Origin of the sequence: Streptomyces sp. NPDC048521, assembly GCF_043199855.1 — a bacterium.
Lineage (GTDB): Bacteria > Actinomycetota > Actinomycetes > Streptomycetales > Streptomycetaceae > Streptomyces.
On sequence record NZ_JBICWR010000022.1, the window covers coordinates 40154 to 65011 of the forward strand.

At 72.9% G+C, this 24858-nt stretch carries 26 protein-coding genes, 1 tRNA gene, 1 pseudogene and 1 riboswitch; of the genes and pseudogenes, 13 read left to right on the plus strand and 15 right to left on the minus strand.

Annotated features, from left to right (window positions below):
- Window positions 1-27 precede the first annotated feature (27 nt).
- The 7 genes from ACGFRF_RS35420 to ACGFRF_RS35450 all read right to left on the minus strand — a co-directional run bounded on the left by ACGFRF_RS35420 (window position 28) and on the right by ACGFRF_RS35450 (window position 5544).
- On the minus strand, window positions 28-147 hold the full coding sequence (locus tag ACGFRF_RS35420) for a putative leader peptide (protein WP_393747152.1): 120 nt from the start codon (window positions 145-147) through the stop codon (window positions 28-30).
- The gene (locus tag ACGFRF_RS35425) at window positions 144-989 is read right to left on the minus strand and encodes a GNAT family N-acetyltransferase (RefSeq protein ID WP_393747153.1); all 846 of its coding nucleotides are present in this window, start codon (window positions 987-989) and stop codon (window positions 144-146) included. Before ACGFRF_RS35425 ends, ACGFRF_RS35420 begins: the two co-directional genes overlap by 4 nt.
- Window positions 990-1007: 18 nt before the next feature.
- Complete coding sequence (locus ACGFRF_RS35430; RefSeq protein WP_393747155.1) at window positions 1008-2027, minus strand: ABC transporter substrate-binding protein; 1020 nt, start codon at window positions 2025-2027, stop codon at window positions 1008-1010.
- Window positions 2028-2110: 83 nt separating this feature from the next.
- Window positions 2111-2929 carry an amino acid ABC transporter ATP-binding protein gene (locus ACGFRF_RS35435; protein ID WP_393747157.1) on the minus strand — a complete coding sequence of 273 codons (819 nt, stop codon included), beginning with the start codon at window positions 2927-2929 and terminating at the stop codon, window positions 2111-2113.
- Window positions 2926-3906, minus strand: coding sequence for an amino acid ABC transporter permease (locus ACGFRF_RS35440; RefSeq protein WP_393747159.1), 981 nt, complete (start codon window positions 3904-3906; stop codon window positions 2926-2928). The genes ACGFRF_RS35435 and ACGFRF_RS35440 overlap by 4 nt, the downstream gene beginning before the upstream one ends.
- 363 nt (window positions 3907-4269) lie before the next feature.
- Window positions 4270-4380: riboswitch (SAM riboswitch) on the minus strand.
- A gap of 77 nt (window positions 4381-4457) precedes the next feature.
- The gene (locus ACGFRF_RS35445) at window positions 4458-5345 is read right to left on the minus strand and encodes a glutathione S-transferase C-terminal domain-containing protein (RefSeq protein WP_393747161.1); all 888 of its coding nucleotides are present in this window, start codon (window positions 5343-5345) and stop codon (window positions 4458-4460) included.
- Between the two features lie 76 nt (window positions 5346-5421).
- The gene (locus tag ACGFRF_RS35450) at window positions 5422-5544 is read right to left on the minus strand and encodes a putative leader peptide (protein ID WP_393747163.1); all 123 of its coding nucleotides are present in this window, start codon (window positions 5542-5544) and stop codon (window positions 5422-5424) included.
- Between the two features lie 174 nt (window positions 5545-5718).
- On the opposite strand from ACGFRF_RS35450, the gene ACGFRF_RS35455 reads away from it, so the two are divergent.
- The 7 genes from ACGFRF_RS35455 to ACGFRF_RS35485 all read left to right on the plus strand — a co-directional run bounded on the left by ACGFRF_RS35455 (window position 5719) and on the right by ACGFRF_RS35485 (window position 12889).
- Window positions 5719-6879, plus strand: a complete 1161-nt coding sequence (locus ACGFRF_RS35455) for an NAD(P)/FAD-dependent oxidoreductase (RefSeq protein WP_393747165.1) — start codon at window positions 5719-5721, stop codon at window positions 6877-6879.
- Window positions 6876-7178, plus strand: coding sequence for a (2Fe-2S)-binding protein (locus ACGFRF_RS35460; RefSeq protein ID WP_393747167.1), 303 nt, complete (start codon window positions 6876-6878; stop codon window positions 7176-7178). The genes ACGFRF_RS35455 and ACGFRF_RS35460 overlap by 4 nt, the downstream gene beginning before the upstream one ends.
- Entirely contained in the window at window positions 7171-8568 is a 1398-nt protein-coding gene (locus tag ACGFRF_RS35465; RefSeq protein ID WP_393747168.1) for an NAD(P)/FAD-dependent oxidoreductase, read from the plus strand. The genes ACGFRF_RS35460 and ACGFRF_RS35465 overlap by 8 nt, the downstream gene beginning before the upstream one ends.
- A gap of 80 nt (window positions 8569-8648) precedes the next feature.
- Entirely contained in the window at window positions 8649-9545 is an 897-nt protein-coding gene (locus tag ACGFRF_RS35470) for a dihydrodipicolinate synthase family protein (RefSeq protein ID WP_393747170.1), read from the plus strand.
- 15 nt (window positions 9546-9560) lie between these two features.
- A complete protein-coding gene (locus tag ACGFRF_RS35475; RefSeq protein ID WP_393747172.1) occupies window positions 9561-10562 on the plus strand; it encodes a proline racemase family protein in 1002 nt (333 codons plus the stop codon).
- A gap of 22 nt (window positions 10563-10584) precedes the next feature.
- Window positions 10585-11271 carry a GntR family transcriptional regulator gene (locus ACGFRF_RS35480; protein ID WP_393747174.1) on the plus strand — a complete coding sequence of 229 codons (687 nt, stop codon included), beginning with the start codon at window positions 10585-10587 and terminating at the stop codon, window positions 11269-11271.
- Between the two features lie 202 nt (window positions 11272-11473).
- A complete protein-coding gene (locus tag ACGFRF_RS35485; RefSeq protein ID WP_393747176.1) occupies window positions 11474-12889 on the plus strand; it encodes an amino acid permease in 1416 nt (471 codons plus the stop codon).
- A gap of 121 nt (window positions 12890-13010) precedes the next feature.
- On the opposite strand, the gene ACGFRF_RS35490 is transcribed toward ACGFRF_RS35485, so the two are convergent.
- Together ACGFRF_RS35490 and ACGFRF_RS35495 are read right to left on the minus strand one after the other, a co-directional pair.
- Window positions 13011-13084: transfer RNA gene (locus tag ACGFRF_RS35490), tRNA-Pro, on the minus strand.
- Between the two features lie 45 nt (window positions 13085-13129).
- The gene (locus tag ACGFRF_RS35495) at window positions 13130-14557 is read right to left on the minus strand and encodes an MFS transporter (protein ID WP_393747178.1); all 1428 of its coding nucleotides are present in this window, start codon (window positions 14555-14557) and stop codon (window positions 13130-13132) included.
- A 229-nt stretch (window positions 14558-14786) separates the two neighbouring features.
- On the opposite strand from ACGFRF_RS35495, the gene ACGFRF_RS35500 reads away from it, so the two are divergent.
- Window positions 14787-15365, plus strand: coding sequence for a TetR/AcrR family transcriptional regulator (locus ACGFRF_RS35500; protein WP_393747179.1), 579 nt, complete (start codon window positions 14787-14789; stop codon window positions 15363-15365).
- A gap of 134 nt (window positions 15366-15499) precedes the next feature.
- On the opposite strand, the gene ACGFRF_RS35505 is transcribed toward ACGFRF_RS35500, so the two are convergent.
- Window positions 15500-16012: a hypothetical protein gene (locus tag ACGFRF_RS35505; RefSeq protein WP_393747181.1), complete on the minus strand. Its 513-nt coding sequence runs from the start codon at window positions 16010-16012 to the stop codon at window positions 15500-15502.
- Window positions 16013-16255: 243 nt separating this feature from the next.
- Between ACGFRF_RS35505 and ACGFRF_RS35510 the strand changes: the two are divergent.
- Window positions 16256-16414: pseudogene (locus ACGFRF_RS35510) on the plus strand (cupin domain-containing protein); the annotation flags it as partial.
- Here the strand turns inward: ACGFRF_RS35510 and ACGFRF_RS35515 are convergent.
- On the minus strand, window positions 16404-17411 hold the full coding sequence (locus ACGFRF_RS35515) for a LacI family DNA-binding transcriptional regulator (protein WP_393747183.1): 1008 nt from the start codon (window positions 17409-17411) through the stop codon (window positions 16404-16406). The pseudogene ACGFRF_RS35510 and the gene ACGFRF_RS35515 sit on opposite strands and share 11 nt — an antisense overlap.
- 134 nt (window positions 17412-17545) lie before the next feature.
- Here ACGFRF_RS35515 and ACGFRF_RS35520 point away from each other — a divergent pair, with 134 nt between their 5' ends.
- Window positions 17546-18706, plus strand: a complete 1161-nt coding sequence (locus ACGFRF_RS35520) for a Gfo/Idh/MocA family protein (RefSeq protein ID WP_393747185.1) — start codon at window positions 17546-17548, stop codon at window positions 18704-18706.
- On the opposite strand, the gene ACGFRF_RS35525 is transcribed toward ACGFRF_RS35520, so the two are convergent.
- Together ACGFRF_RS35525 and ACGFRF_RS35530 are read right to left on the minus strand one after the other, a co-directional pair.
- Window positions 18670-19278: a poly-gamma-glutamate hydrolase family protein gene (locus tag ACGFRF_RS35525; RefSeq protein ID WP_393747186.1), complete on the minus strand. Its 609-nt coding sequence runs from the start codon at window positions 19276-19278 to the stop codon at window positions 18670-18672. The genes ACGFRF_RS35520 and ACGFRF_RS35525 overlap by 37 nt on opposite strands.
- Window positions 19279-19289: 11 nt before the next feature.
- The gene (locus ACGFRF_RS35530; RefSeq protein WP_393747188.1) at window positions 19290-20321 is read right to left on the minus strand and encodes a LacI family DNA-binding transcriptional regulator; all 1032 of its coding nucleotides are present in this window, start codon (window positions 20319-20321) and stop codon (window positions 19290-19292) included.
- Window positions 20322-20431: 110 nt separating this feature from the next.
- Between ACGFRF_RS35530 and ACGFRF_RS35535 the strand changes: the two genes are divergently transcribed.
- The 3 genes from ACGFRF_RS35535 to ACGFRF_RS35545 all read left to right on the plus strand — a co-directional run bounded on the left by ACGFRF_RS35535 (window position 20432) and on the right by ACGFRF_RS35545 (window position 23523).
- The gene (locus ACGFRF_RS35535) at window positions 20432-21598 is read left to right on the plus strand and encodes a phytanoyl-CoA dioxygenase family protein (RefSeq protein WP_393747190.1); all 1167 of its coding nucleotides are present in this window, start codon (window positions 20432-20434) and stop codon (window positions 21596-21598) included.
- A gap of 8 nt (window positions 21599-21606) precedes the next feature.
- Window positions 21607-22395: an SDR family oxidoreductase gene (locus tag ACGFRF_RS35540; RefSeq protein ID WP_393747192.1), complete on the plus strand. Its 789-nt coding sequence runs from the start codon at window positions 21607-21609 to the stop codon at window positions 22393-22395.
- 123 nt (window positions 22396-22518) lie between these two features.
- A complete protein-coding gene (locus tag ACGFRF_RS35545) occupies window positions 22519-23523 on the plus strand; it encodes a Gfo/Idh/MocA family oxidoreductase (protein WP_393747194.1) in 1005 nt (334 codons plus the stop codon).
- A gap of 45 nt (window positions 23524-23568) precedes the next feature.
- Here ACGFRF_RS35545 and ACGFRF_RS35550 read toward each other — a convergent pair whose 3' ends face one another.
- Complete coding sequence (locus ACGFRF_RS35550) at window positions 23569-23769, minus strand: hypothetical protein (RefSeq protein ID WP_393747196.1); 201 nt, start codon at window positions 23767-23769, stop codon at window positions 23569-23571.
- 180 nt (window positions 23770-23949) lie between these two features.
- A complete protein-coding gene (locus ACGFRF_RS35555) occupies window positions 23950-24858 on the minus strand; it encodes a sugar phosphate isomerase/epimerase family protein (protein ID WP_393747198.1) in 909 nt (302 codons plus the stop codon).

Sequence of the window (24858 nt, forward strand, 5' to 3'; positions counted from 1 at the left end):
GGAGACGGCCGGGGGCCGGGGGGAGAGTCAGTGGCGACAGAGCGCGGTGGACACGCGCTGGAGATCTATGTGCGGCCGGGAGTGCAGGCGGACCGAGCGGTACGGGTGCGCAAGGCGCACCGGGAGTACCCGTGTCACGGCCGTCACCTCCGTCCGTCGGGCGCGGCGGGCCGGGTCGGCGACCGCCGTGCGGATCTCGTCGCGACGGACAACGCCCGGCCCGCGCCGGATGTTCCCGGCGCGCGGACCTGGACGATGCGTGAGCGGCGGCGCAGGGTGAACCCGATCGACTCGTAGAGCCGGATCGCCCGCGCGTTGTCCGCGGCGGCATGCAGGAACGGAGTGTCCCCGCGGTCCCGGATGCCCGCGGCGACCGCCCGCACCAACCGCGTGGCCAGCCCTCGGCCGCGGTGCTCGGGGTCGGTGCAGACGGCGCTGATCTCCGTCCAGCCGGGCAGCCGCAGCCGCTCCCCGGCGAGCGCGATCAGCCGGCCCTCGTGCCGGATGCCGAGATAGGTGCCCATCTCGACGGTCCGCCTCAGGAACGGGCCGGGGCGGGTCCGGGCGACCAGGTCGAGGATCTCGGGGACGTCGGCGGGCCCCAGCCGTACCGCCTCCGGGGCGGGCTCGGCCCGCAGCGCGGTGCCGACGAGCTGGACGCCCTCCCCGCCGCCGACGACCTGCCATCCGTCGGGGACCCGCTCGACGGGCTTGATCCGAACGGTGTTTCCGGGACCGACGAGCGTGTGCAGGTCGGCCCAGGCGGCCGGGTCCGACGGGTCGGCGAGGGCGGCGAAAGCGTAGGTCTCGGGCCGGTAGCGGGCGGCGCGGCCGACCCGTTCGGCGAGGTGGGCGTGCGGGCCGTCGAGGGCGGCCCAGACGGCGTTGTCGAGGAGGGTGGCTCGGGGCAGGGCCTGGGGGGCTCCGCCTGCGCGGACGCCGGTGGGGCGGGCCACGGAGGCGGAGTCCCTGCTTGGCTCACGTCGCATATCGGCTGTGGCGGCCCGTCAGGAGTTGTCCAGCGGCAGTCCGGGCGGGTTGACCTCGGACTTGGCCACGGCCTCGTTGGAGAGGTTGTAGGCGGCCAGCCACTTGGCGTACTGCCCGTTCTTGATCAGATGGTTGATGGCGTCCGCGAGCGGCTTGGCCAGTCCGCTGTCCTTCTTGGCGGTGGCGGCGATCAGACCCTGGAGCGTCTCGCCGGCGCCGGAGAAGGTGCCCGCGTTGCGGGTCGGGTTGGGCGTGTTCGCGGTCTGCCGGGCGCGGTAGGCGACACTGGGGTTGGGTCCGAGGAAGGCGTCGATCTTGCCGCTGCTGAGCGCCAGGTTGATGGAGTTCTGGTCCGGGAAGTACTTGACGGTGAGCTTCTTGCCCTCCTTGGCCAGCTTGGCCTTCCACTCCAGGAGGATCTTCTCCTGGTTGGTGCCGGAGCCCACGGAGACCGTCTTGCCGGCGAGGTTCTCGTAGTCGCCGTCGAAGTTCCAGGGGTTCTTCTTCAGTACCTCGAAGGCGAGGTTGTCCTGCCGGTAGGAGGCGAACTCGTACTTCTTCTTGCGCTCCTCGGTGTCGGTGACGTTGGAGAAGGCCACGTCGACCTTGCCGCTGTCGATGCCGACGAAGAGGTTCTCCCAGGTGAAGTTCTTGATCTCGGGCTCGAGGCCGAGGACGGCGGCCACCAGGCGGCCGAAGTCGGGCTCGGAGCCGGTCAGGGTCTTCTGGTCGCTGCCCACGTAGTTCAGCGGCGCGGATCCCGCGGGCAGGGCTCCGATGCCGATGACGAGCTTGCCGCTCTTGCGGACGGATGCGGGCAGTTCGGCGCTGATGGACTTCACCTCGGAGACCTTCAGCTCGGTCTCCTTGGCGGCCCCGTTGGACAGCTGTCCCACGGTGACCGTACCGGCGGCGTCGGTCCTGGCGGCGGCCTCGCTGTCGCCCCCGCAGGCGGCGAGCCCGGTGGCGAGGGTGGCGACGGCGGTCGCCGCGGTGATGCCGCGTATCAGGCTGCGTCGGGTGATGTGGGTAGGCATGGCTCGGCTGTCCTTGTCTCGCTGATGAGGGTGGTGGCGGTGATGTGGTGGGGGAGGTCGTGGGGGCGTCGCCGGGGAGGGGGTCAGAGCACCTTGGCGAGGAAGTCCCGGGTCCGTTCGTGCCGGGGCTTGTCCAGCACCTGACCGGGCGGGCCCTGTTCGACGATCCGGCCGCCGTCGATGAAGACGACCCGGTCGGCGACCTCGCGGGCGAAACCGATCTCGTGGGTGACGATGACGAGGGTGGTGCCGCTGGTCGCGAGGTCCTTGATGACGGCCAGCACCTCGCCGACGAGTTCGGGGTCGAGCGCGGAGGTCGGCTCGTCGAAGAGGATGACCCCGGGACGCAGGGCGAGGGCGCGGGCGATGGCGACGCGCTGCTGCTGCCCACCGGACAACTGCCGGGGGTAGGCGCCTGCCTTGCCGCCCAGGCCCACGCGTTCGAGCAGTTCGCGGGCCAGTTCCTGGGCCGCCGGCTTGGTCAGCCTGCCGGTGGCGGCGGGCGCGGCGGCGACGTTGTCGAGGACGGTCAGGTGCGGGAAGAGGTTGAAGTTCTGGAAGACGAAGCCGATCCGGCTGCGCTGGGCCAGGATGGCGCGCTCGCTGAGTTCCTTGAGCCTCCCTGGGCCCGCGCCCGTGGGGACCCCCGCTCCGTGCCGCTTCACGCCGATCAGTTCGCCGCCCACGCTGACGTGGCCGATCTCGGGCTTCTCCAGGTGGTTGACGACCCGGAGCAGGGTCGACTTGCCTGAGCCGGACGGCCCGAGGATCACGGTGACCTCGCCGGGGCGGATGGTCAGGTCGATGCCGTCGAGGACGCGGTGGGCGCCGTACCACTTGTGCACGTTGTGCACCTCGATCGCGGCGGGAGCGGCCTTCTCGAGGATGTGGGCGCTGGTCATACGGCGGCCTCCCTGCGCAGCCGGGCCCGCAGGTCGGCCAGGCCGGCCCGGGCTTTCTGCAGTGGTGTCGGCGGCAGGGTGCGCGTGGCGCCCCGGGCGTAGTACCGCTCGACGTAGAACTGGACGACGGAGACGGCGCTGGTCAGGATCAGGTACCAGACGGTGGCGACCAGCAGCAGCGGCACGATGTCACCGGGGTAGGTGTTGCCCATCGCCTGCACCGAGCCGAACAGGTCGAGCAGGGAGACGTAGAACACCAGGGACGTGCTCTTGATGAGGCCGATCAGCTGGTTGACGTAGTTCGGGGTGATGGACCTGAGGGCCTGCGGGAAGACGATCCTGCGGAACTGGTAGCCGTTGGGCAGGCCGAGCGCGGACGCCGCCTCGTGCTGTCCCTGGTCGACGGAGAGGAGACCGCCGCGGACCACCTCGGCCGCGTACGCCGCCTCATTGAGGCTGAGGCCGACGACGGCGATCGCCATGTCGGTGGCCAGCTTCGACTCGTCGAAGCTGACGAAGGCCGGGCCGAACGGCACACCCAGGCTCAACGTCTTGTACAGGGCGCTGAAGTTGTAGAGGAAGATCAGCACCACGATCAGCGGTACGGAACGGAACAGCCAGGTGTAGGTCCAGCTGACCGCGCGCAGCACCGGGCTTCCGGAGAGCCGGCCGAGCGCCAGCACGATCCCGCCGGCCAGACCCAGCACGGCGCTCAGGGCGGCGACTTCGAGGGTGACGAGGAGGCCGTCGAGAACGGTCGGGCGCAGGAACCAGTAGCGGAAGCGGTCCCACTGGTAGAAGGGGTTCGTGACCAGTCCGTGCAGGATCTGCGCGACGAGCACGAGGACGACGGCGGTGACGATCCACCGTCCTGGCCGACGCAGTGGCTGAACACGCTGTGCCGACAAGTTTCTTGACGGTGTGTCGGTGGGTGGCGCCTCGGCGAGGGAGAGGGCGGCGCCTGGGGGTTCACTCATGGCGGGCTCCGGCGGAATCGGACACCCCGGGACGGCGGCGAGCGAGCGTGGGTCACGACGGCGCATGACGGCACTACGGCACGAGGTGGCACACGGGAACGCGCGGAACCGGGAGCTGGGCGGGCAACGGCACACCACACGGAGGGTGTGCGTGACGAACGCGGGGGCTGGGAAGCGGGTGTCAGCCCCGACAGCGGGCAGAGCCCGGTGCGGTACACAGTGCGCTGTTGACGCGGAGCAGATCGACGGCGCGGTTCGCGACGAGGAGCTGGGCGTACGGCGGTACGCAGCCCTGGGGGCGGCTCGCGGCCGTCCTGGGAGCTGCGTACATGGCGTCACCTGTCACTGTTCCGGCCCCGTGGGGCCTCGCGCTTACCGAAAACGTCATCCGGTCCGGTCGTCACCTGGGGCACCCCACCGCGATGCGAGGGTTGCCGGTCAGCGAGCCAGGGCTTGGCGCTGACGCTCATGACCGTTCTGAGCCGTAAGTAAGGCAGTTGTCCGTTCGAATGTCAACGGCCGTCCGCGTAGTGGACTTACGACATTCGCTCTCACCTGCGGCAAGCGCCCGGAGCATCGCCCGCGTGGCCGACCCAGTCCAGGATCTGGACAGCCGCTCCGGCGGCCTCCAGGCCCTGGCAACGGCCGTGGTGGCGGCGGGAGATGCCGTCCAGGTCGAGGTGGCGGCCGAAGGCGGGGTGGGCGGCCAGGCGGCGGGCGTAGGCCCACAGGGCGCGGTGGTCGGCGATCCGGTGCACGGCGGAGGCGTCGAGGTGGCAGCGGTGGACGGTGTCGAGCTGCACGAGGGTCACCCACAGCTCGATGTCGGCGGCGGTGAGCAGGTCGCCGACCAGGTACTCCTCACCGGTCAGCCGTCGCTCCAGCCGGCCCAGGGTGTCGAGCAGCACGTCGAGGGCGGCGGCCTGCTCGGCGGGGTCGGCACCGGCGCGTCCGGCGCGCTGGGCGGCCTCCTCGATGCCCTCGGCGCACATCCGCTCGACCGCCTCGATCACCGACTCCGTGCCGCAGGGGTACAGGGAGGCCTGGTCGTCGCCCGGGAAGCGGTCCAGGTCGCGCAGGATGTCGGGGGCGTGGGTGCTCACGATGCGTCCGGACCAGTCGTCGCTGAGGACGGGCGCGAGGGCCGGGCCGGTGTAGTGGTGGGCGCTCGCCTCGTACAGCGGGCGCAGTGCCGTGTGGCCGCCGCCGGGACAGTCCGGGACGGCGGGCAGAACGGTGACCGGACAACTGCCGTCCAGGCCGAGGAGGCTGTGTCCGACGGCGAGGCGGAGTCCGTCGGGACAGGCGGTCGAGAGATGGAGCCGGTAGCGGTGGGGCACGGCGTAGTGGCCGCTGCGCGCGTCCCGGCCGATCCGGCCCCGGAAGCCGGGGGTGGATCGGCGGACGTGGGCAGCGGCGGTGAGCGGACTGACGGACATGCGTCTCCCCGGGTCATGGGTGTGCGGACGGGCGCGCCGACAGGCGCCGTCCTTCGATGAGGGCGAGGGGCCGGGCTCAGCGCCGGCCGCTGATGGCGCTGCAGACGCGCAGCAGGTCGATGTGGAGCCGGGAGGTGAGCAGGGGTGTGCGCAGCGGCGACCGGCCCGCTCGGCCGGTGACCGTATCGAGGCGCGCCATGATTCCCTACCTGTTCACTAGGATTCCCTACCTGGAGTGTCGATCCGGCTCCGTACGACGTCAAGGGGGCGTCCACACCTGGGACTCCGCGCGGACGACCAGGGGCCGGCCGGGCGAGCGGCGCCGGGCGCACGGGGTCTCCTCAGGGACTGCGACATGTGACATAGTACTGGCGTGGTGAAGCGACTGACCTGCGATGTCGTGGTCGTCGGAGCCGGGACGGTGGGCGCGGCGTGCGCGTGGTACGCCGCGCGGGCCGGCCTCGACGTGAGGGTGGTGGACCGGGGCCCGGTGGCCGGCGGCACCACCGGCGCGGGCGAGGGCAACCTGCTCGTCTCCGACAAGGAACCGGGTCCCGAACTGGACCTGGCCCTGCTGTCGGCTCGGTTGTGGGCGGACCTGGCGGGGGAACTGGGCAGGGCGATCGAGTACGAGCCCAAGGGCGGCCTCGTGGTCGCCTCGACGCCCGCCGCCCTGGCCGCGCTGGCGGACTTCGCCGCGGGGCAGCGGGCCGCCGGAGTCACGGCTGATCCGATCGACGGTCACGAACTCCACGGCCTGGAACCGCATGTGGCACCCGGCATGGCAGGCGGCGTGCACTACCCGCAGGACGCCCAGGTCATGCCCGCGCTGGCCGCCGCCCACCTGCTGCGCGCCTCCGGCGCCCGCCTGCACACCGGCCGGACGGTGACGGGAGTGCTGCGGGCGGCGGACGGCAGGGTGCGTGGCGTCCGCACCGACCGGGGCGACCTCCACGCGCCGGCGGTGGTGAACGCGGCCGGCACCTGGGGCGGCGATCTCGCGGCGCTCGCGGGCGTCCGGCTGCCGGTGCTCCCCCGGCGCGGCTTCGTGCTGGTCACCGAGCCGCTGCCCCGGATGGTCCGGCACAAGGTGTACGCCGCGGACTATGTGGCCGACGTCGCGAGCGACTCCGCCGCCCTGCGCACCTCGCCGGTCGTGGAGGGCACGGCCGCCGGACCGGTCCTGATCGGCGCCACCCGCGAACGGGTGGGGTTCGACCGCTCGTTGTCGCTCCAGGCGGTACGGGCGCTCGCGGCCGGGGCGATCGGGCTGTTCCCGTTCCTGGAGCGGGTCAGCGCGCTGCGGACGTACGCGGGCTTCCGGCCGTACCTGCCCGACCACCTGCCGGCGATCGGCCCCGACCCCCGGGCGCCCGGACTGTTCCACGCCTGCGGGCACGAGGGCGCCGGCATCGGACTCGCCACCGGCACCGGGCAGTTGATCGCGCAGACGCTCACCGGGAAGGCGGCGGAGCTGGATCTCGCCCCGTTCCGGCCGGAGCGGTTCGACACCGACGGGAGCGGGACGCCGTGAATCCGAGAGAGTTGGTCCGGGCCCGTCCGGGCGAGACCTTCACCGTCACCTTCGACGGCAGGCCTCTGCAGGCGCTGCCCGGCCAGACGGTGGCGGCGGCACTGTGGGCCGCGGGCGTCACGGCCTGGCGCAGCACCCGTGGCTCGGGCCGACCCCGCGGGGTCTTCTGCGGGATCGGGGTGTGCTTCGACTGCCTCGTGACGGTCGATGACCGCCCGAACCAACGGGCTTGCCTGGTGCCGGTGCGGCCGGGAGATGTGATCCGCACACAGGAGGGGACGGGCCACGACGATGACTGAACGACCTCACCTCGCCGTCATCGGCGCGGGCCCGGCCGGCCTCGCCGGGGCGCTGGCGGCCGCCGCACGGGGCGTCCACGTCACCCTCCTCGACGCGGCCGACCAGGCGGGCGGGCAGTTCTACCGGCAGCCCGCCCCGGCCCTCGGCGCACGCCGGCCACAGGCCCTGCACCACCAGTGGCGCACCTGGGAGCGGCTGCGGGACGGACTGGACCGGCACCTCGCCACGGGACGGATCCGTCACCTGACGGACCATCACGTCTGGTGTGCGCAGCGGGACCCGGCCTCCGCCTCCTTCTCCGTGCACGCGCTGCGCGGCCCCGCGCAGGAGGAGGGCGTCACCGTCCGCGCCGACGCGGTTCTGATCGCCACCGGCGGCTACGAACGCGCCCTGCCCTTCCCGGGCTGGACGCTCCCCGGGGTGGTCACGGCCGGTGGCGCGCAGGCCATGCTCAAGGGCCGCCTGGTGCTGCCCGGCCGGACGGCCGTCGTCGCCGGCACCGGCCCGCTGCTGCTTCCCGTGGCCACCGGGCTCGCCGCGGCCGGCGCCCGGGTGGCCGCGCTGGTCGAGTCCGCCGACCCCGGTGCGGTGCTGCGCCGCGCGCCGGTCCTGGCCGCACATCCGGACAAGCTCGCCGAGGGCGCCTGGTACGCGGCCCGGCTGCTGCGCCACGGCGTACCCCTCGTGCCCCGGCACGCCGTGGTGGAGGCGCACGGCACCGACCGGCTGGCGGCGGTCACGGTGGCCGCGCTCGACCGGGACGGGCGGACCACACCCGGCAGCGCCCGCCGCATCCCCTGCGACACCCTCGCCGTCGGCCACGGCATGCTGCCGCACACCGACCTCGCCGAGACCCTGGGCTGCACCCTGTCCGGCACCGCCGTACGGGTCGACGACGAGCAGCGCACGGACGTGCCCGGCGTCTGGGCCGCCGGGGAGACCACCGGCATCGGCGGCGCGGCCCTCGCGCTCGCCGAGGGTCACATCGCCGGACGCTCGATCGCCGCCCGCCTGCACGGCACTACCCCCGATCCGCGCCGCTGGTCCGCCGCCGCCCGGGCCAGGACCCGGCTGCGGCACTTCGTCGCGGCGCTCGACGCGGTCTGCGTACCGCCGGCGGGCTGGGCCGACACGGTCCCGGACGACACGGTGGTGTGCCGCTGCGAGGAGGTCACCGCCGGGGAGATCCGGACGGCCGCGGGCACGCTCGGCGCCTCGGACCTGCGCACGGTGAAGCTGCTCACCCGGGCCGGAATGGGCTGGTGCCAGGGCCGGATGTGCGCACCCGCGGTGGCCGGCCTGACCGGCTGCCCGCTCGCCCCGGGACGCCGGCCGTTCGCACGGCCGGTACCCCTCGGCGTCCTGGCCGCACTGCCCGACCCCGACTGATCGGCCCCTGAGCACCATGCACGGCACCGCACGACACCACCCCCAAGTGCTATGTCACACCCTAGTGAGTGAGGAATCGCATGCCCCATCCGCAGCACCGCCCCTGGCGCGGCATCCTCGTCGCCACCGCGCTCCCCCTCCGCGACGACCTCTCGATCGACTTCGACCGCTACGCCGAGCACTGCGCCTGGCTGGTCGAGAACGGCTGCGACGGCGTGGTACCCAACGGCTCGCTCGGCGAGTACCAGGTGCTCACCGCCGAGGAGCGCGCCCGGGTGGTGGAGACCGCCGTGGCCGCGACCGGGGGCGAGCGGGTGATGCCGGGCGTCGCCGCGTACGGTTCCGCCGAGGCACGCCGCTGGGCCGAGCAGGCGGGCGAGGCCGGCTGCGCGTCGGTGATGCTGCTGCCGCCCAACGCGTACCGCGCCGACGAGCGGTCCGTCCTCGCCCACTACGCGGAGGTCGCGAGGACGGGCCTGCCAGTGGTGGCGTACAACAACCCGATCGACACCAAGGTCGACCTGGTGCCCGAACTCCTCGCCCGGCTGCACGGCGAGGGTCACATCCACGGCGTCAAGGAGTTCTCCGGTGATGTCCGCCGCGCCTACCGGATCGCCGAACTCGCCCCGGAACTGGACCTGTTGATCGGCGCCGACGACGTCCTGCTGGAGCTGGCCGTAGCCGGTGCCAAGGGCTGGGTGGCCGGCTACCCCAACGCGCTCCCCCGGGCCTCGGCCGAGCTGTACCGTGCCGCCGTGGCCGGGGACCTCACCACCGCGCTCCCCCTCTACCGGCAGCTGCATCCGCTGCTGCGCTGGGACTCGCGGGTGGAGTTCGTGCAGGCGATCAAGCTGTCCATGGACGTCGTCGGGCGGTACGGCGGCCCGGTGCGCCCACCGCGCGTCCCGCTGCCGCCCGAGCAGGAGGCCGCGGTCCGCGCGGCCACCGAGAAGGCCGTCGCCGCGGGGCTCGTCTGACAGGGAGGCCGGAGCATGCGCAGCAAACTGGTCCTGCACGCCGTCGACTCGCACACCGAGGGCATGCCGACCCGCGTGATCACCGGCGGGATCGGCACCGTGCCCGGTGCGACGATGAACGAGCGGCGGCTGTACTTCCGTGAACACCGCGACCACATCAAGCGGTTGCTGATGAACGAGCCGCGCGGCCACTCCGCGATGAGCGGTGCGATCCTGCAGCCGCCGAGCCGCCCCGACTGCGACTGGGGGGTCGTCTACATCGAGGTCTCCGGCTATCTGCCGATGTGCGGGCACGGCACGATCGGGGTCGCCACCGTGCTCGTCGAGACCGGCATGGTGGAGGTGGTGGAGCCGGTGACCACCCTCCGGCTCGACACACCGGCGGGCGTCGTGGTCGCCGAGGTGGCGGTGGAGAACGGCGCCGCGCGGAACGTGACACTGAGGAACGTCCCGTCGTTCGCCGTCGCCCTGGACCGTAAGATCACCCTCCCCGGCGGCCGCACGGTCACCTACGACCTCGCCTACGGCGGCAACTTCTACGCCATCCTCCCGCTGGACGCCTTCCGTCTGCCCTTCGAGCGCTCCCGCAAGGACGACATCCTCGCGGCCGGCCTGTCCCTGATGAGCGCGATCAACGCGGAGTCGGAGCCGGTGCATCCCGAGGACCCGTCCATCCGCGGCTGCCATCACGTCCACCTCTACGCGCCCGGCGCCACCGCCCGGCACTCCCGCCACGCGATGGTCATCCACCCGGGCTGGTTCGACCGCTCCCCGTGCGGTACGGGTACGAGCGCGCGCATGGCGCAACTGCACGCACGCGGCGAACTCCCCCTGCACACCGAGTTCGTGAACGAGTCCTTCATCGGCACGCACTTCACCGGGCGGCTGCTGGGCACGACGGAGGTCGGCGGCATCCCGGCGGTGCTGCCCAGCTTCACCGGCCGCGCCTGGATCACCGGGACCGCGCAGTATCTGCTGGACCCCACCGACCCGTTCCCGGAAGGGTTCGTCCTCTAGACTCACCCCGGTGATACGTGACATGGCACAGAACACGCCGGGCACGGACATGCCCGCGCTCCCCCGGCTGGGCGGCCGGCGGAGCAGCTACCGCGAGCGGGTGGCCGACGCGCTGCGCGCCGCGCTGATCGCGGGCGAGCTGCGACCCGGCGAGGTCTACTCGGCGCCGTCGCTCGCCGCCCGCTTCGGCGTCTCGGCGACGCCGGTGCGGGAGGCGATGCTGGACCTGGCCAAGGAGGGGCTGGTCGACACGGTGCCCAACAAGGGCTTCCGGGTCACCGCCGTCTCCGACCGGCAGCTGGACGAGTACACACACATCCGCGCACTCATCGAGATCCCCACCGTGGTGGAGCTGGCCCGCACGGCCGACCGCGTCTCGCTGGAGGCGCTGCGCCCGGCGGCCCGCGAGATCGTCACCGCCGCGGTGGCGGGCGACCTCATCGCCTACGTCGAGGCCGACACCCGCTTCCACCTCGGCCTGCTGGCCCTGGCGGGCAACGCCCACCTCGTCGAGGTCGTCGCCGACCTGCGCAAGCGCTCCCGCCTCTACGGGCTCACCGCACTGGTGGAGGCGGGCCGGCTGCTGTCCTCCGCGCAGGAGCACCTGGAACTCCTCGACGCCCTGCTGGAGCGCGACGAGCAGGCCGTGCACGAGATCATGACCCGGCATCTGGGGCACGTCCGCAGCCTGTGGGCGTCCGCCGACTGACCGCGTACGCCTGTGCGGCCCCACGCTTGCCGAGGCGGCCGGACATCTGACGGCGCCAGAGTCCCCGCACCACGCTTTTTACGTGCTCCGGCAGGTCTGACGGGACAAGAACCGGCGATTTTGAGCCAGATCGGAGCATCCCCGACCATGGGGCCGTCCCGGCGATCCCGGGAACGTCAGTTCCATGAGAGGCGCACCACCCATGCACAGCACCGGAACCGTCCCGCAGTCGGCTCCGGCCTCCTCGGAGACCCGCGCGGTTCCCGTCGAGGACCCCCACGGCGACACCGGCAGGCACGCCCGCCGGTTCGGCCTGCCCGTCGCCACCGCTCTGGTGATGGGCAACATCATCGGCGGCGGCATCTTCCTGCTCCCCGCCTCCATCGCCCCCTACGGCACCGTCAGCCTGGTCGCCTTCGGCGTCCTGACCGTCGGCGCCATCGCCCTGGCCCTGGTCTTCGGCCGGCTCGCCGCGCGTGACCCACGCACCGGTGGTCCGTACGTCTACGCCCGCGAGGCCTTCGGCGACTTCGCCGGCTTCCTCGCGGCCTGGGCGTACTGGATCACCACCTGGGTGTCCAACGCGGCGCTCGCCGTCGCCGCCGTCGGCTATCTCGACGTGCTGATCCCGGTGGGCGGCCACGCCTGGACGGCCTGCCTGGCCGCCCTCGCCCTGCAGTGGCTGCCCGCGCTCGCCAACTTCGCCGGCACCCGGTACGTGGGCGCCGTGCAGCTGGTGTCCACCGTGCTGAAGTTCGTCCCACTGCTGCTCGTCGCGGTGGGCGGCCTGTTCTTCTTCGATCCCTCCCGGCTCGGGCCCTTCAACGCCAGTGGCCACGGCGCGGTCGGCGCGGTGTCCGCCTCCGCGGCCCTGCTGCTCTTCTCCTACCTCGGTGTGGAGTCCGCCGCCGTCAGCGCGGGCGAGGTCAGGGACGCCCGCCGCAACGTGGGGCGCGCCACCGTCATCGGCACCGCGGGCGCCGCGCTGGTCTACCTGCTGGGCACGCTGTCGGTCTTCGGCACCGTCGCGCACGACCGGCTGGTCACCTCCACGGCGCCGTTCTCGGACGCCGTGAACACGATGTTCGGCGGCAGCTGGGGCGGTACGGCGGTGGCGCTCGCGGCACTGGTGTCGATGACCGGCTGCCTCAACGGCTGGACGCTGCTGAGCGCCCAGACCCCGTACGCCGCGGCGAAGGACGGCCTGTTCCCGGCCGCGTTCGCGCGTCGCCGCCGGGGCGTGCCGACGGTCGGCGTCGGTGTGACCGTCGCCTTGTCCTCCCTGCTCACCGCGTACAACTACCTGTCGGGCTCGGGGAAGGTCTTCGAGGTCCTGGTCCTCGTCACCACGTTCACCGCGACCGTGCCGTACCTGCTGGCCACCACCGCGCAGATCTTCCACCTCGTCTCCGGTCGCGGCCCGGTCGACCGGGCGCGGCTGGTGCGGGACTCGGTGATCACCTCGGTCGCGGCCGCCTTCTCCATCTGGTTGATGGCGGGCGCCGGTTACGCGGCGGTGTACCAGGGCGTGCTGTTCCTGTTCGTCGGGATCATCGTCTACGCGGTGCTGGCGGCACGACGTCATCGACGCGAGGCGGCGACGGACGGCCGGGTCTGACCGCAGGGGCGGCACGGCGCATGAGATCCGGGGCCGTATGACGAGGAGATCCGTCGGGGCGGCATGACGAAGGGGTGGTGCAGAATACTCTGACACCACCCCTGACCTGCGCTTCGGCAAGTCGGGACGACAGGATTTGAACCTGCGACCCCTTGACCCCCAGTCAAGTGCGCTACCAAGCTGCGCCACGTCCCGCTGCGGTCTCACCCGGGATGCCCCGTGTGATCACGCAGGTCAACCCTACCGCACCCGCGCGGGTGCCCGTGTCGGCTCCGCCGGTACGGCGTCCACGACGCGGCCGGGGCGGCGGACCGGGACGAGGAGGGCGGCGCCGGCCGCGGCGAGGCACAGGAGGGCGAGCAGGGCCCAGCCGTGGGTGTAGCCGGAGGCGTAGGGAAGGCCTGAGGGCTGGAGCCGGCCGGTGACCAGAACGCTGGTGAGCGCGGCGCCGATGGAGCCGCCGATCGTGCGGATGTTGGCGTTCATGCCGGTCGCGGCGCCGGTCTGCTCGGGCGGGACGCTGCCGACGATGAGGTTGGCCATCGAGGCGAAGGCCAGTCCGATGCCGAGCCCGAACAGACCGGCGACGACGGCGATCTGCCACTGTGCGTCATGCCACAGCGTGAGGAAGCCGCAGGCCAGCGCGCCCAGCGCGGCCCCCGTCGTGAGCAGGGCCTTCGCGCCGACGCGGGGCTCCAGGCGGCCCGTCAGGACGCCGGAGAGGAACATCGCGACGAGCATCGGCAGCATGAGCAGTCCGGACGCGGTGACGCCGGCGCCGAAGCCGTAGCCGGCCGCGGAGGGTGTCTGGACGAAGCCGGGCAGGAAGGACCAGATCGCGTACATGCCCGCGCCGAAGAGCAGCGCGGCCGCGTTGGTCGTCCACACCGCGGGCAGCCGCATCACGCGCAGGTCGATCAGCGGGGTGCGGGAGCGGGCCTCGGCCGTGAGCCACAGGGCGAACAGCACGACGGCGGCGGCGAACAGGCCGAGCACCTTCGGCGAGCCCCAGCCCCACTGCCCGGCCTGGCTCAGCGGCAGCAGCAGGGCCACCAGCCATGCGGAGAGCAGCGCGGCACCGGCCCAACCGACCTTCCCCTGTGCCCGCTTGGGCGACTCGGGGACGTAGCGCAGGGCGATCAGGACGGTCGCGGCGACGATGCCGACCGGGATCCAGAACAGCCAGCGGTAGTCGAGCGCGGAGACGATCGGTCCGGCGGCCACGATCCCGACGCCGCCGCCCGCGGCGATCACCGCGGAGAGGTTGCTGATGCTGCCGCTGACCTCGGCCGCGGCGAACTCGTCCCGGATGATGCCGAAGGAGAGCGGGAACAGGGCGCCGCCGACGCCCTGGACGACCCGGGCGACGATGAGCACGCCGATGTTCGGGGCCAGCGCGGCGACGAGACAGCCGGCGAGGACGGTGACCAGGACGGCGACGAGGGTCCGTTTCTTGCCGACGAGGTCGCCGACCCGGCCGAGGATGGGGGTGAAGACCGAGGCGGACAGCAGGTACGCCGTCATCACCCAGGTCGCGGTTGCCTGGGAGGTGTGCAGGGCCTGCTGGACGGTCGGCAGGGCCGGCGCGATCAGCGACTGCAGCATGGAGAACACGCCCGCACCGGTCGCGAGGACCGCGAAGGTGAGGCGGGTGGACTTGCGGGGCATCGAGAAGCCTCTCCGAAATCCGTGACGCGGAGTGTGAGTGTTGCGGGGCCGGGCGCTACGGCCCGTGCGGCAGGGGTGCGGTGGCAGGCGCCCGGACGCGTCCGTCCCGGGTGCGGCCACCTCCGCACTGCTAAAGTGGAGGTACCCCTCCACTGTAGCGGAGGCACACCTCCGGTTCAAGGAGCGGGTGGATACCTCCGCTTCTCCGATCACCTCCCAGGAGGCAGCAGTGACGGCCACGCCGTTCCCCGTCGGTGAGATCGTGGCGGCCCGCCGGCCGCACCGTAAGGACGCCGCCCGCAACTACGACGCCCTGATCGCCGCCGCCCGCGAGGCGTTCGCGGAGCACGGCTCGGACGCCTCCCTGGAGGACATCGCCCGCCGCGCGGGCGTGGGCATCGGCACGCTGTACCGCAACTTCCCCACCCGCCGCGACCTCTTCGAGAGCGTCTACGCGGACGAGGTGAACGCGCTGTGCCGGGCCGCCGTGGAGCTGGCCGACCGGGAGCCGTGGGAGGCTCTCACCGCCTGGCTGGACCGGTTCGCCGGCTACATGGTCACCAAGCGGGCGGTGCGCGAGGCCCTGGACGACGAGTCGGACATCTTCGCGGCCTGCCGGGACTCCATGTACGGCGCCGGCGGCCCGCTGCTGGAGCGCGCCCAGCGGGCGGGTGTGGCGCGGGCGGACATGGACTTCGGGGACCTGCTGCGGATGGTCGCCGGGATCACGGCGACGGCGTTCGAGGACGACACCCAGCGCGACCGGGTCCTCGCCATCGCGCTGGACGGGGTCCGCACCGGCCGCTGAGCCTCGCGCGACGGTCGGCGGTTCGTGCGGGTGCGGTCCGCCATGCCGAAGCAATCCGGCGGCCGCTGCGTCAGCCACGCCGATCCCCTTGCTCATGCGGACCGGCCACCTCCTCCCCGCGGCCCGCCGCCCGGCTACTCGATGAACGCGTTCGCCACGACCACGACCACGCCGAGCAGGGCGTCCCCCGCGCCGGTGGCCACGGCGACGGCCCAGGTGCGTCCCGCCCACCGGGCGGTGGCCAGGCCCAGCGCGAACAGCAGGGCGATGTTGAAGGAGAACACCGGGACCTCGATGTCGCGGGCGGGCCACCAGCCCCAGCCGGCTCCCGCGAGGATCAGCGCGGTGGGCAGCACGGCCACGACGAGCGGCCACTCGCGGACGAGGACTCGCAGCGCCTCCGTGCGGGGGCGGGGGCCGCGCTCGGCGATGTAGTGGGCGTAGCCGTGTGCCAGCGCGGAGGCGAACCCGGTCACCAGCAGCCAGGCGGCGTCGTAGAGTCGGCTCTGCCGTGTGGTGTGCCCGTACTGGATGAGCGCCGCGACCATCGCGCTGGCCAGGACCGAGCCGTAGACGCCTCCGAACAGCATCTGGGACCGGGTGTCGTGCGCGGACCACGTGCGGACGGTCTCCGTTGTGTCCGCCATGGCTGCTCCCTTCGCGGCGTACGGAGACGGTTGCTCCCACGATCACCTGAGCAGTGCGCCGCCGCCACCCCGTCCTCCGGCCGCGACGAAGTGTCCGCGCGCCCACGCCGATCCCGCACACACTGTCGACGCCCCAGGGGCCGACGACCGGGCTAGGGTTCGTCCGCCTCCGTGTCCGTGACCACTCCCGGGGTGATCTGCCAGATCCCGCGGAGCTGCCGGCCGTCCGGTGACTCCCAGACCAAGCTGTTCGTGGTGATCAGCGGCTCGGCGACGATCGAGGTGGCGGACGGGCCCACGCTGACGGTGGGCCCCGGCGACATGGCGGTGCTGCGCGCCGGCGACCGTACGACATGGACCGTGCACAAGACGCTGCGCAAGGCGTACGCGATCAATCGGTGAGGCCGCCCCCGGGCGGTCCTGTGGTCCCCCGGACCTCCAGCGTCGGTACGGCCAGGTGCACGCGCCCCTCGCCCGCCGGCCGCTCGAAGCGGTCCAGCAGGCAGCGAGCGGCGCGCCGGCCCACCTCGTGCGGGGCGGTGTCGACGGTGGTCAGCCACACATGCCGCAGCCGGGAGATGCTGGTGTTGTCGTACCCGGCCACCGACAGGTCGCGCGGCACCCGCAGGCCCAGCTCCTCGGCGGCCGAGAGCGCGCCGACCGAGGCCATGTCGTTGACGGCGAAGAGTGCGGTGGGCCGGTCGGCGCGGCCGAGCAGGCGTACGGTCCCCCGGTAGCCGCCCTCCTCGGTCAGGTCGCCGGGCTCGACGAGCGGTTCGGCGCCGTGGGCGCGCATGGCCGCTTCGAAGCCGCTGCGGCGCAGCGCTCCGACGGCGCCGTGGCCCGCGAGGTGGGCGATCCGGCGGTGGCCGAGGCCGAGCAGGTGCTCGGTGGCGAGCCGGGCCCCCTGCTCGTCGTCCCCGGCGACGACGTCCACGCCCGCGGGCCGGGGCTCGCGGGCGCCCGCCACGACGACGGGCATCCGCCGCGCGAGGGCGTCGAGCCCGCCGGCGTCCGGGACCGTGCCGACGACGACCAGCCCGTCGACGCCGAGGTCGAGGAAGGGTTCGGCGAGGTCCTGGCCCATGCGCCGGTTCAGCCGGGCGTCGGCGAGGAGCATGTGCAGGCCGGCCGCGTGGAGCAGGGAGTTCAGGCCGTCGAGCAGCTCGACGAACCAGGGGTTGCGCAGATCGTCGAGGAGGACGCCGACCGTTCGGGTGCGCTGTTCGCTCAGGCTGCGGGCGGCGGCGTTGGGCCGGTAGCCCAGCTCGCGCACGGCCTTCAGGACGGCGTCCCGCTTCTCCGCGCGCACCGGGCCCGAGCCGCGCAGCACCAGCGAGACCAGCGACTTCGACACTCCGGCCCGCTCGGCCACGTCGCGGATCGTCGGAGATCTCATGGGATGGACCGTTCCATGTGCACGGTGGGCTGTCAAAGGCCGGGCTCGAGCGGGGACGTCCCTGCTTGACAGCCGCTCCATGTCCGGACATGGTGACCGGGACAGGAGATGGACCGGTCCAAAAAGGGGCTGTCATGGTGGATGCGCTCGGTGTCGCCGTCGTCGGGTTCGGCTGGATGGGCCGGGTGCACACCCAGGCGTACGCCCGCCTCCCGCACCACTATCCGCGGCTTGCGCTGCGCCCACGGCTCGTCACGGTCGCCGACGAGGTGCCGGGACGGGCCGAGGAGGCCGCCGAGCGGTTCGGGTTCGCCTCCGCCACCCGGGACTGGCGGGAGGTGGCCGCCGACCCGCGCGTGCGGGCCGTCAGCATCACCGCGCCGAACTTCCTGCACCGGGAGATCGGCGTGGCGATGGCCGAGGCCGGCAAGCACATCTGGATCGAGAAGCCGGTGGGACTGACCGCCGGGGACGCCCGCGCGGTCGCGGACGCGGTCGCCGAGGCCGGCGTGCAGGGCACCGTGGGCTTCAACTACCGCAACGCGCCCGCCGTCGAGGCCGCACGCGACCTGATCGCGTCCGGCGGGATCGGCACGGTCACGCATGCCCGCCTCCGCCTGTTCAGCGACTACGCGGCACATCCGGACTCCGCCCTGACCTGGCGGTACGAACGGGAGCGCGGTGGCAGCGGGGTACTCGGCGACCTGGCCTCGCACGGCGCCGACCTGGCCCGCTTCCTCCTCGGCGACATCGTCTCCCTGACTTCCGACACCGCGATCTTCGTACCGGAACGGGCCCGCCCGGCCGGCGCCACCGCCGGCCACGCCCTGGCCTCGGGCGGCGAGCCGGGTCCGGTGGAGAACGAGGACTACGTCAGCTGCCTGCTGCGCTTCGCCTCGGGGGCCCGCGGGGTCCTGGAGGCCTGCCGGGTCTCGGTCGGTGAGCAGAACAACTACGGCTTCGAGGTGCACGGCACCAAGGGCGCGGTGTTCTGGGACTTCCGCCGGATGAACGAGCTCGGGATCAGCCGCGGCACGACGTACCAGGACCAGCCGGTGAGCACGGTGTACGTCGGCCCCGGCGCCGGGGAGTTCGCCGCGTTCCAGCCGGGCGCGGCCAACGCGATGGGCTACGACGACCTGAAGGTCATCGAGGCGTACCGCTTCCTACGGTCCGTCGCCGAGGGCACGCCGTACGGGGCGACCCTGGCGGACGCCGTCCACAGTGCGGCCGTGCTGGACGCGATGGCGCGGTCCGCTCAGCGTGGCTCCTGGGTGGGCGTCGGCCACCGCTGAGCCAGCCGTGCCACACCGGCGGCGAGGGCGTCGGCCACCGGCCGCGGGGGTGTGTCGGCCGCACCGGTGGTCCGGGCCAGGAGCGGCAGTTCCACCTGTACGCCGCCCAGACGGGTCAGGTTGACCGGGTTCCTGGGGTGCAGGCCGCGCAGGGCGGGCGGGATCGCCGTCAGGTCCGTGACGGTCCGGAACCTGGGCGTGAGGGCGCGCAGTTCCTCGGCGAGGACGAGCGCCGCCTCGCGGTTGCCGCCGCCCAGGAAAAGGGTGTGCGTGGCCCAGGGCCGCATGTGGCCGTGCAGGGACACGGTGAGGCAGACCCGGTCCAGGAACGCGCGCAGGAGGGCGCAGTGGTCCGCCGCCATGCGCGGGGACGGGATGTGCACGGGCCGCCGCACCCCCGGCTGGGTGAAGACCAGGCTGGTGGCGCCGCAGCGGCGCGCCACCAGCTCCGCCAGCTCGGCCGTGCCTCCCTCGTTGCTGCCGTGCAGCGACAGCAGCCCGATGCCGCTGCCCGGGAGGAGGGTGGCGACCAGCGGCACGCCCTCGATCTCCACATGCTCGGTGCGGGCCACGGCGTCCCCTCTCACTCGGCCGTCTGCGCGGGCAGGTTGTAGGGCGTGACGACCTGGATCGCGGACGGCAGCGCCGGCCCGGCCGGAGGCAGCGCGCCGTGCGCGCGCATCACGAGGTGGCAGGCCTCGCGCATGTCCTGGCGCAGGTCGTGGTGGAGGACCGCCGACAGCCGGTGCCCGCGCAGCAGGCGGGTGTTGTCGTGGTCGAGGTCGTGGGCGATGAACACCGCGCACGCGCGGCCGGCGTCGGCGAACGCCCGCAGGGTGGCGTTGTTGCCGCCGCCGATGGAGTACACGGCCCGGATCTCCGCATCGCGCGCCAGGGCGGCGCGGACGAGGTCGTACTGCGTGGCGTCCAGGCCCTGGCCCTCGGTGATCTCGACCAGGGTCCGCTCCGGATGCCGGGCCCGCATGACGCCGCGGAAGCCCATCTCCCGTTCCTCCTCGTTGCGGAAGAAGCCGCTGCTGAGGCTGGTGAGGACGTTGCCGGGCCGGTCGCCGAGCCACTGGCCCATCAGATAGGCGGCGGTCGCACCGGCCGCCCGGTTGTCGATGCCGACGTAGGCGAGGCGCCCGCTGCCGGGCAGGTCGGTGACGAGGGTGACGACCGGAATGCCGGCGGCGGTGAGCCGGCCGACGGCCGCGGTGACCTCGGGGACGTCCGGCGCCTTGAGGATCACGCCCTGCGAGCCGCGCCGGGCGATCCGGTCCAGCGTCCTGACCTGCTCCTGCACCGGGCCCGTCTCGCGGAAGTGGAAGCGGGAGCGGACCACCGCGGGGTGCAGGGCGGGCAGTTCGGCCTCCAGGGCGGCGCGCACGGCGGTGGTGAAGCGCTCGGGCGCCTGGACCACGATGTCGACCATGAAGGTCCGGCCGACCAGCCGGACCTGGGTGCGCTGCCGGTCGAGGTCGGCGATGGCCCGGTGCACCTCCTGCGCGGTGCTCTCCCGCACCCCTCCCCTGCCGTTCAGCACACGGTCCACGGTGGCCTCGCTGAGGCCCGCCTGACGTGCGATCTCCCGGATCGGGAACGGGTGGCCCATGGACCGCCTCCTTGAGGGGTTTTTGATGGCTTCCTGCTGGTTGTTCGAGGGGTTTGTACTGACAAGAATGACAGGGCCGCGCCGCTCCCGTGCCCGAAAGAAGGACACCGATGTCCCTCACCTCCGCTTCCGGACGCACCCGGCTGACCGAGCAGGACTGCGATCTCGACGCCTTCCGCGCGCTGGTCGGCCGGACGACCGATCTCGCGGACTATCCGCACGCCGCCTCGGTGACGGAGAACGTCCTGGTGTACGAGGGTGAGCGGCTGCGCACGGCCGATGACCGGGACGTTCTGCGGGGCGAGCTGGTGCGGGCGCTCACCGACGGCCCCGGGATCGCCGTCGTCCGGGGTGCCTTCCCCGACCCGTCGGTGGTCGACCGGGTCACGGCGGTGTTCGAGGCGCTGATCGCCGAACAGCGGGCCTCCGGCGCGAGGGCCGGCGACCACTTCGCCGAGCCGGGCGCCAACGACCGGGTGTGGAACGCCCTGGAGAAGACGGCCCTGTACGACCCGGAGGCGTTCGCCGACTACTACGCGAACGAGGTCCTGGCCCTGGTCTCCACGGCCTGGCTGGGCCCCGGCTACCAGGTCACCTCGCAGGTCAACGTGGTCAACCCGGGCGGCGCCGGGCAGACCGCGCACCGGGACTACCACCTCGGCTTCCTGAGCAACGCGGCGGCGGCCGCCTACCCCGCCCATGTGCACCGTCTCTCCCCCGTACTCACGCTGCAGGGCGCGGTTGCCCACTGCGACATGCCCGTGGAGTCGGGTCCGACGCTCTACCTGCCGTACTCCCAGCTCTACGAGCCCGGCTATCTGGCCTGGCGACTGCCCGCGTTCCAGTCGTACTTCGAGGCACACCACGTCCAGCTCCCGCTGGCCAAGGGCGACGCGGCCTTCTTCAGCCCCGCCCTCTTCCACGCCGCCGGCACCAACCGGACGGCGCACGTGCGGCGCACGGCCAACCTCCTGCAGATCTCGTCCGCGTTCGGGCGCGCGATGGAGACGGTGGACCGGGAAGCGGTGGCGAACGCGGTCTTCCCGGTGCTGCTGCGGCGCAAGGCCGCGGGCGCGGCGCCGGAGTGGCTGGACAACGTCGTCGCGGCGAGCGCCGAGGGCTACCCCTTCCCCACCGACCTCGACAGCGATCCGCCGGTCGACGGTCTGGCCCCGCCCGCGCAGGCGGACCTGGTACGGCGGGCGGTGCGCGAGGAGTGGACGCCGGAGCGGCTGCGCGCGGAACTCCGGGCCGGCGGCGAACGACGAGAGAGCTGAGGAACGACATGGGACGTGCCGACGGACTGCTCCGGGACAAGGTCGTGCTGGTCAACGGCGGCAGCCAGGGGGTGGGCGCCGCGATCGCGCGGGCCGCCGTCCGCGAGGGTGCGGTGGTGGCGGTGACCGGGCGCCGGCCAGAGCCGGGCGAGGCACTGGTGGCGGAGCTGACGGCCGCCGGCGGCACGGCGCTGTTCGTGCGGGCCGATCTGGCGGACGCCGGGCAGGCCAAGGCGTCGGTGGCCGAGGCCGTGGACGCGTACGGGCGGATCGACTGCCTGGTGAACTCGGCCGGGCTGACCTCCCGGGGGACGCTGCTGGACACCACCCCGGAGCTGTTCGACGCGCACATCGCCATCAACCTCAAGGCGCCGTTCTTCGCGATGCAGGCGGCGGTCGCCGACATGCTGGCCCGCAAGGCGCCCGGCACGATCGTCAACATCATCACCTCGTCGGCGCACGGCGGGCAGCCGTTCCTCGCGCCGTACGTCGCCGCCAAGGCGGGCCTGGCGGGCCTGACCCGGAACGCGGCGCACGCCCACCGCTGGGACCGGATCCGGATCAACGGCCTGAACATCGGCTGGACCGCGACGGAGGGCGAGGACGCCACCCAGCGCGCCTTCCACGGGGCCGGCGACGACTGGCGGGAGCGCGCCGCGGCCCGGCTGCCGATGGGCAAGCTCGGCCGGCCGGACGAAATCGCGGACTTCGTGGTCTTCCTGCTGTCCGACCGGTCAGGGGTGGTCACGGGGTCGGTGATCGACTGGGACCAGAACGTGCTCGGCGGACTGGACTGAGACAGGCCGGCCCGTCTCGGGGTGCCCCCTTGGGCAGCTGGAGGTCGGGCCCGAAGGGTGACCGGGGTCCGGGGCGGAGCCCCGGCAGCGGACCGCAACCACATACAAGGAAGCAGCGAAGCAATGCGTATCGGAATCCTCGGCCTCGGCCGCATCGGCGCCTTCCACGCCGAGACCCTCTCCGGACTGGACGCCGTCGAGTCGCTCGTCGTCGCCGACCCGTTCGCGGACGCGGCCAAGGCCGCCGCCGAGCGGTTCGGTGCCGAGGTCGCGGACTCGCCGGAGGCGCTGCTGGCCGCCGGCGTGGACGGCCTCGTCGTCGCGGCGGCCACCGACGCCCATCCGGCGCTGATCCGGGCCGGTGTCGAGGCCGGTGTGCCGGTCTTCTGCGAGAAGCCGGTGGCCCGCACCATGGCGGAGGGCGTCGAGGTGGGGAAGGCCGTGCGCGGCAGCGACGTCCCGATCCAGATCGGCTACAACCGCCGCTTCGACGCGGGCTTCACCGCCGCGCGGGCCGCGGTGCGCGCCGGTGCGCTGGGCACGCTGCACACGGTCCGCTGCACCACCCTGGACCCGGCGCCGCCACCGGCCGCGTACATCGCCGCGTCCGGCGGGATCTTCCGGGACTGTTCCGTGCACGACTTCGACATCATCCGCTGGGTGACGGGCCGCGAGGTCACCGAGGTGTACGCGGTGGGCGGCAACCGGGGCGCCGACTACATCGCGGCGGCGGGCGACGCCGACACCACCGGTGCGCTTCTCACCCTGGACGACGGCACCATCGCGACGGTGTCCAACTCCCGCCACAACGGACGGGGTTACGACGTGCGCATGGACCTGCACGGCTTCACGGACTCGATCGCCGTCGGCCTGGACGACAAGCTGCCGCTGCGCTCGGTGGAGCCGGGGGTGACCTTCCCGGCCGGGACCCCGCACGACTTCTTCATGGACCGTTTCACCGACGCCTACCGCGCCGAACTCACCGCGTTCACCGAGGTGGTGGCCGGCTCCCGCCCCTCCCCCTGCACGATCGAGGACGCCCTGGAGGCGGGCTGGATCGCCGAGGCCTGCACCCTGTCGATGCACGAGCACCGGCCGGTGACGCTCGCGGAGGTGCGGGAGCGCTGAGAACGCCGTGCGGCGCCGGTGCGTGACCGGCGCCGCACACTCGTCTCAGCCGCAGTACCGGATCAGCCACTCGTCCGGGTTGTAGGTGTCGCGTGCCGGGTCCGGCACGGTCGCCGGCTTCGTCTCCACCGTGTCCTGAGGGCGTATCCGCTCGGGCAGCGTGCCGAAGCGATTGCGGCGCAGGACGGCCGCGTCGGTGGTGTCCGTGTCCGGGGCGCTCCCCCGGGGTTCGGTGCGCTGCGTCATCTCGTCCTCCCGTCTGTGCGGGCATCCCCCGTCATCGTGCACAACGCCCGCGTGGGCCCGGTTGGTTCCCGGCCGCCCCCTGGCCGAATCCCCTGAGGTTCCGCAGGGACCGGCGGGCGCGGACGCAGAAGGCTCCGGGCCCGCCGACCTCGGGAACCGGCGGGCCCGGACGGGTAACGCTCAGGCCCCGCAGGACCGCAGGAAGCGGCGGGTGCGCACGGCGATCGGCAGTGGCTTGTCCGGCTCGCACGGGTACATGTCCTGTTCGACGATGGCGAACAGCTCCACGCCGAGCTTCTGCGCCGCCTCCAGCACCGGTCCCAACGCGGGTACGCCGGAGGGTGGTTCGCACATCACGCCGCGCTGTACCGCCGGCCCGAACGGCACCTCGTGCGCGATCACCTCGGCGAGGATGTCCGGGTCGACCTGCTTGAGGTGCAGATAGCCGATCCGCTCGCCGTAGGTCTCGATCAGCTTGACGCTGTCGCCGCCGCAGTATGCGTAGTGCCCGGTGTCCAGGCACAGGTTGACCAGCTCGCTGTCGGTGGAGTCGAGGAAGCGCTCGACGTGCTCCTCGGTGTCGACGTGGGTGTCGGCGTGCGGGTGCACGACGAGGTCCAGGCCGTACGTCTCCTTGACCTCGTGGCCGAGCCGTTCCATGCCCTTGGTCAGATGCGCCCACTGCTCGGCGGTCAGCTCCGGCGGCTCCAGGATCTCGGCGGTCCTGTCGTCCCGCCAGAAGGAGGGGATCACGACCAGATGCCGGGCGCCCATCGCCTGGGTGAGCGCGGCCACCTGGCCGACGTGCGCCCAGGTCTCCTCCCAGACGGACGGGCCGCGGTGCATGCCGGTGAAGACCGTGCCCGCCGACACCCTGAGGTTCCGCTTGGCCACCTCCTCGGTCAGCCGGGCCGGATCGGTGGGGAGGTAGCCGTAGGGGCCGAGTTCGATCCAGTCGTAGCCGGCCTCGGACACCTCGTCGAGGAAGCGTTCCCAGGGGACCTGCCGCGGGTCGTCGGGGAACCAGACACCCCAGGAGTCGGGGGCCGAGCCGATCCGGATGCGGTCCAGCGAAGACGGGTGCGCCAT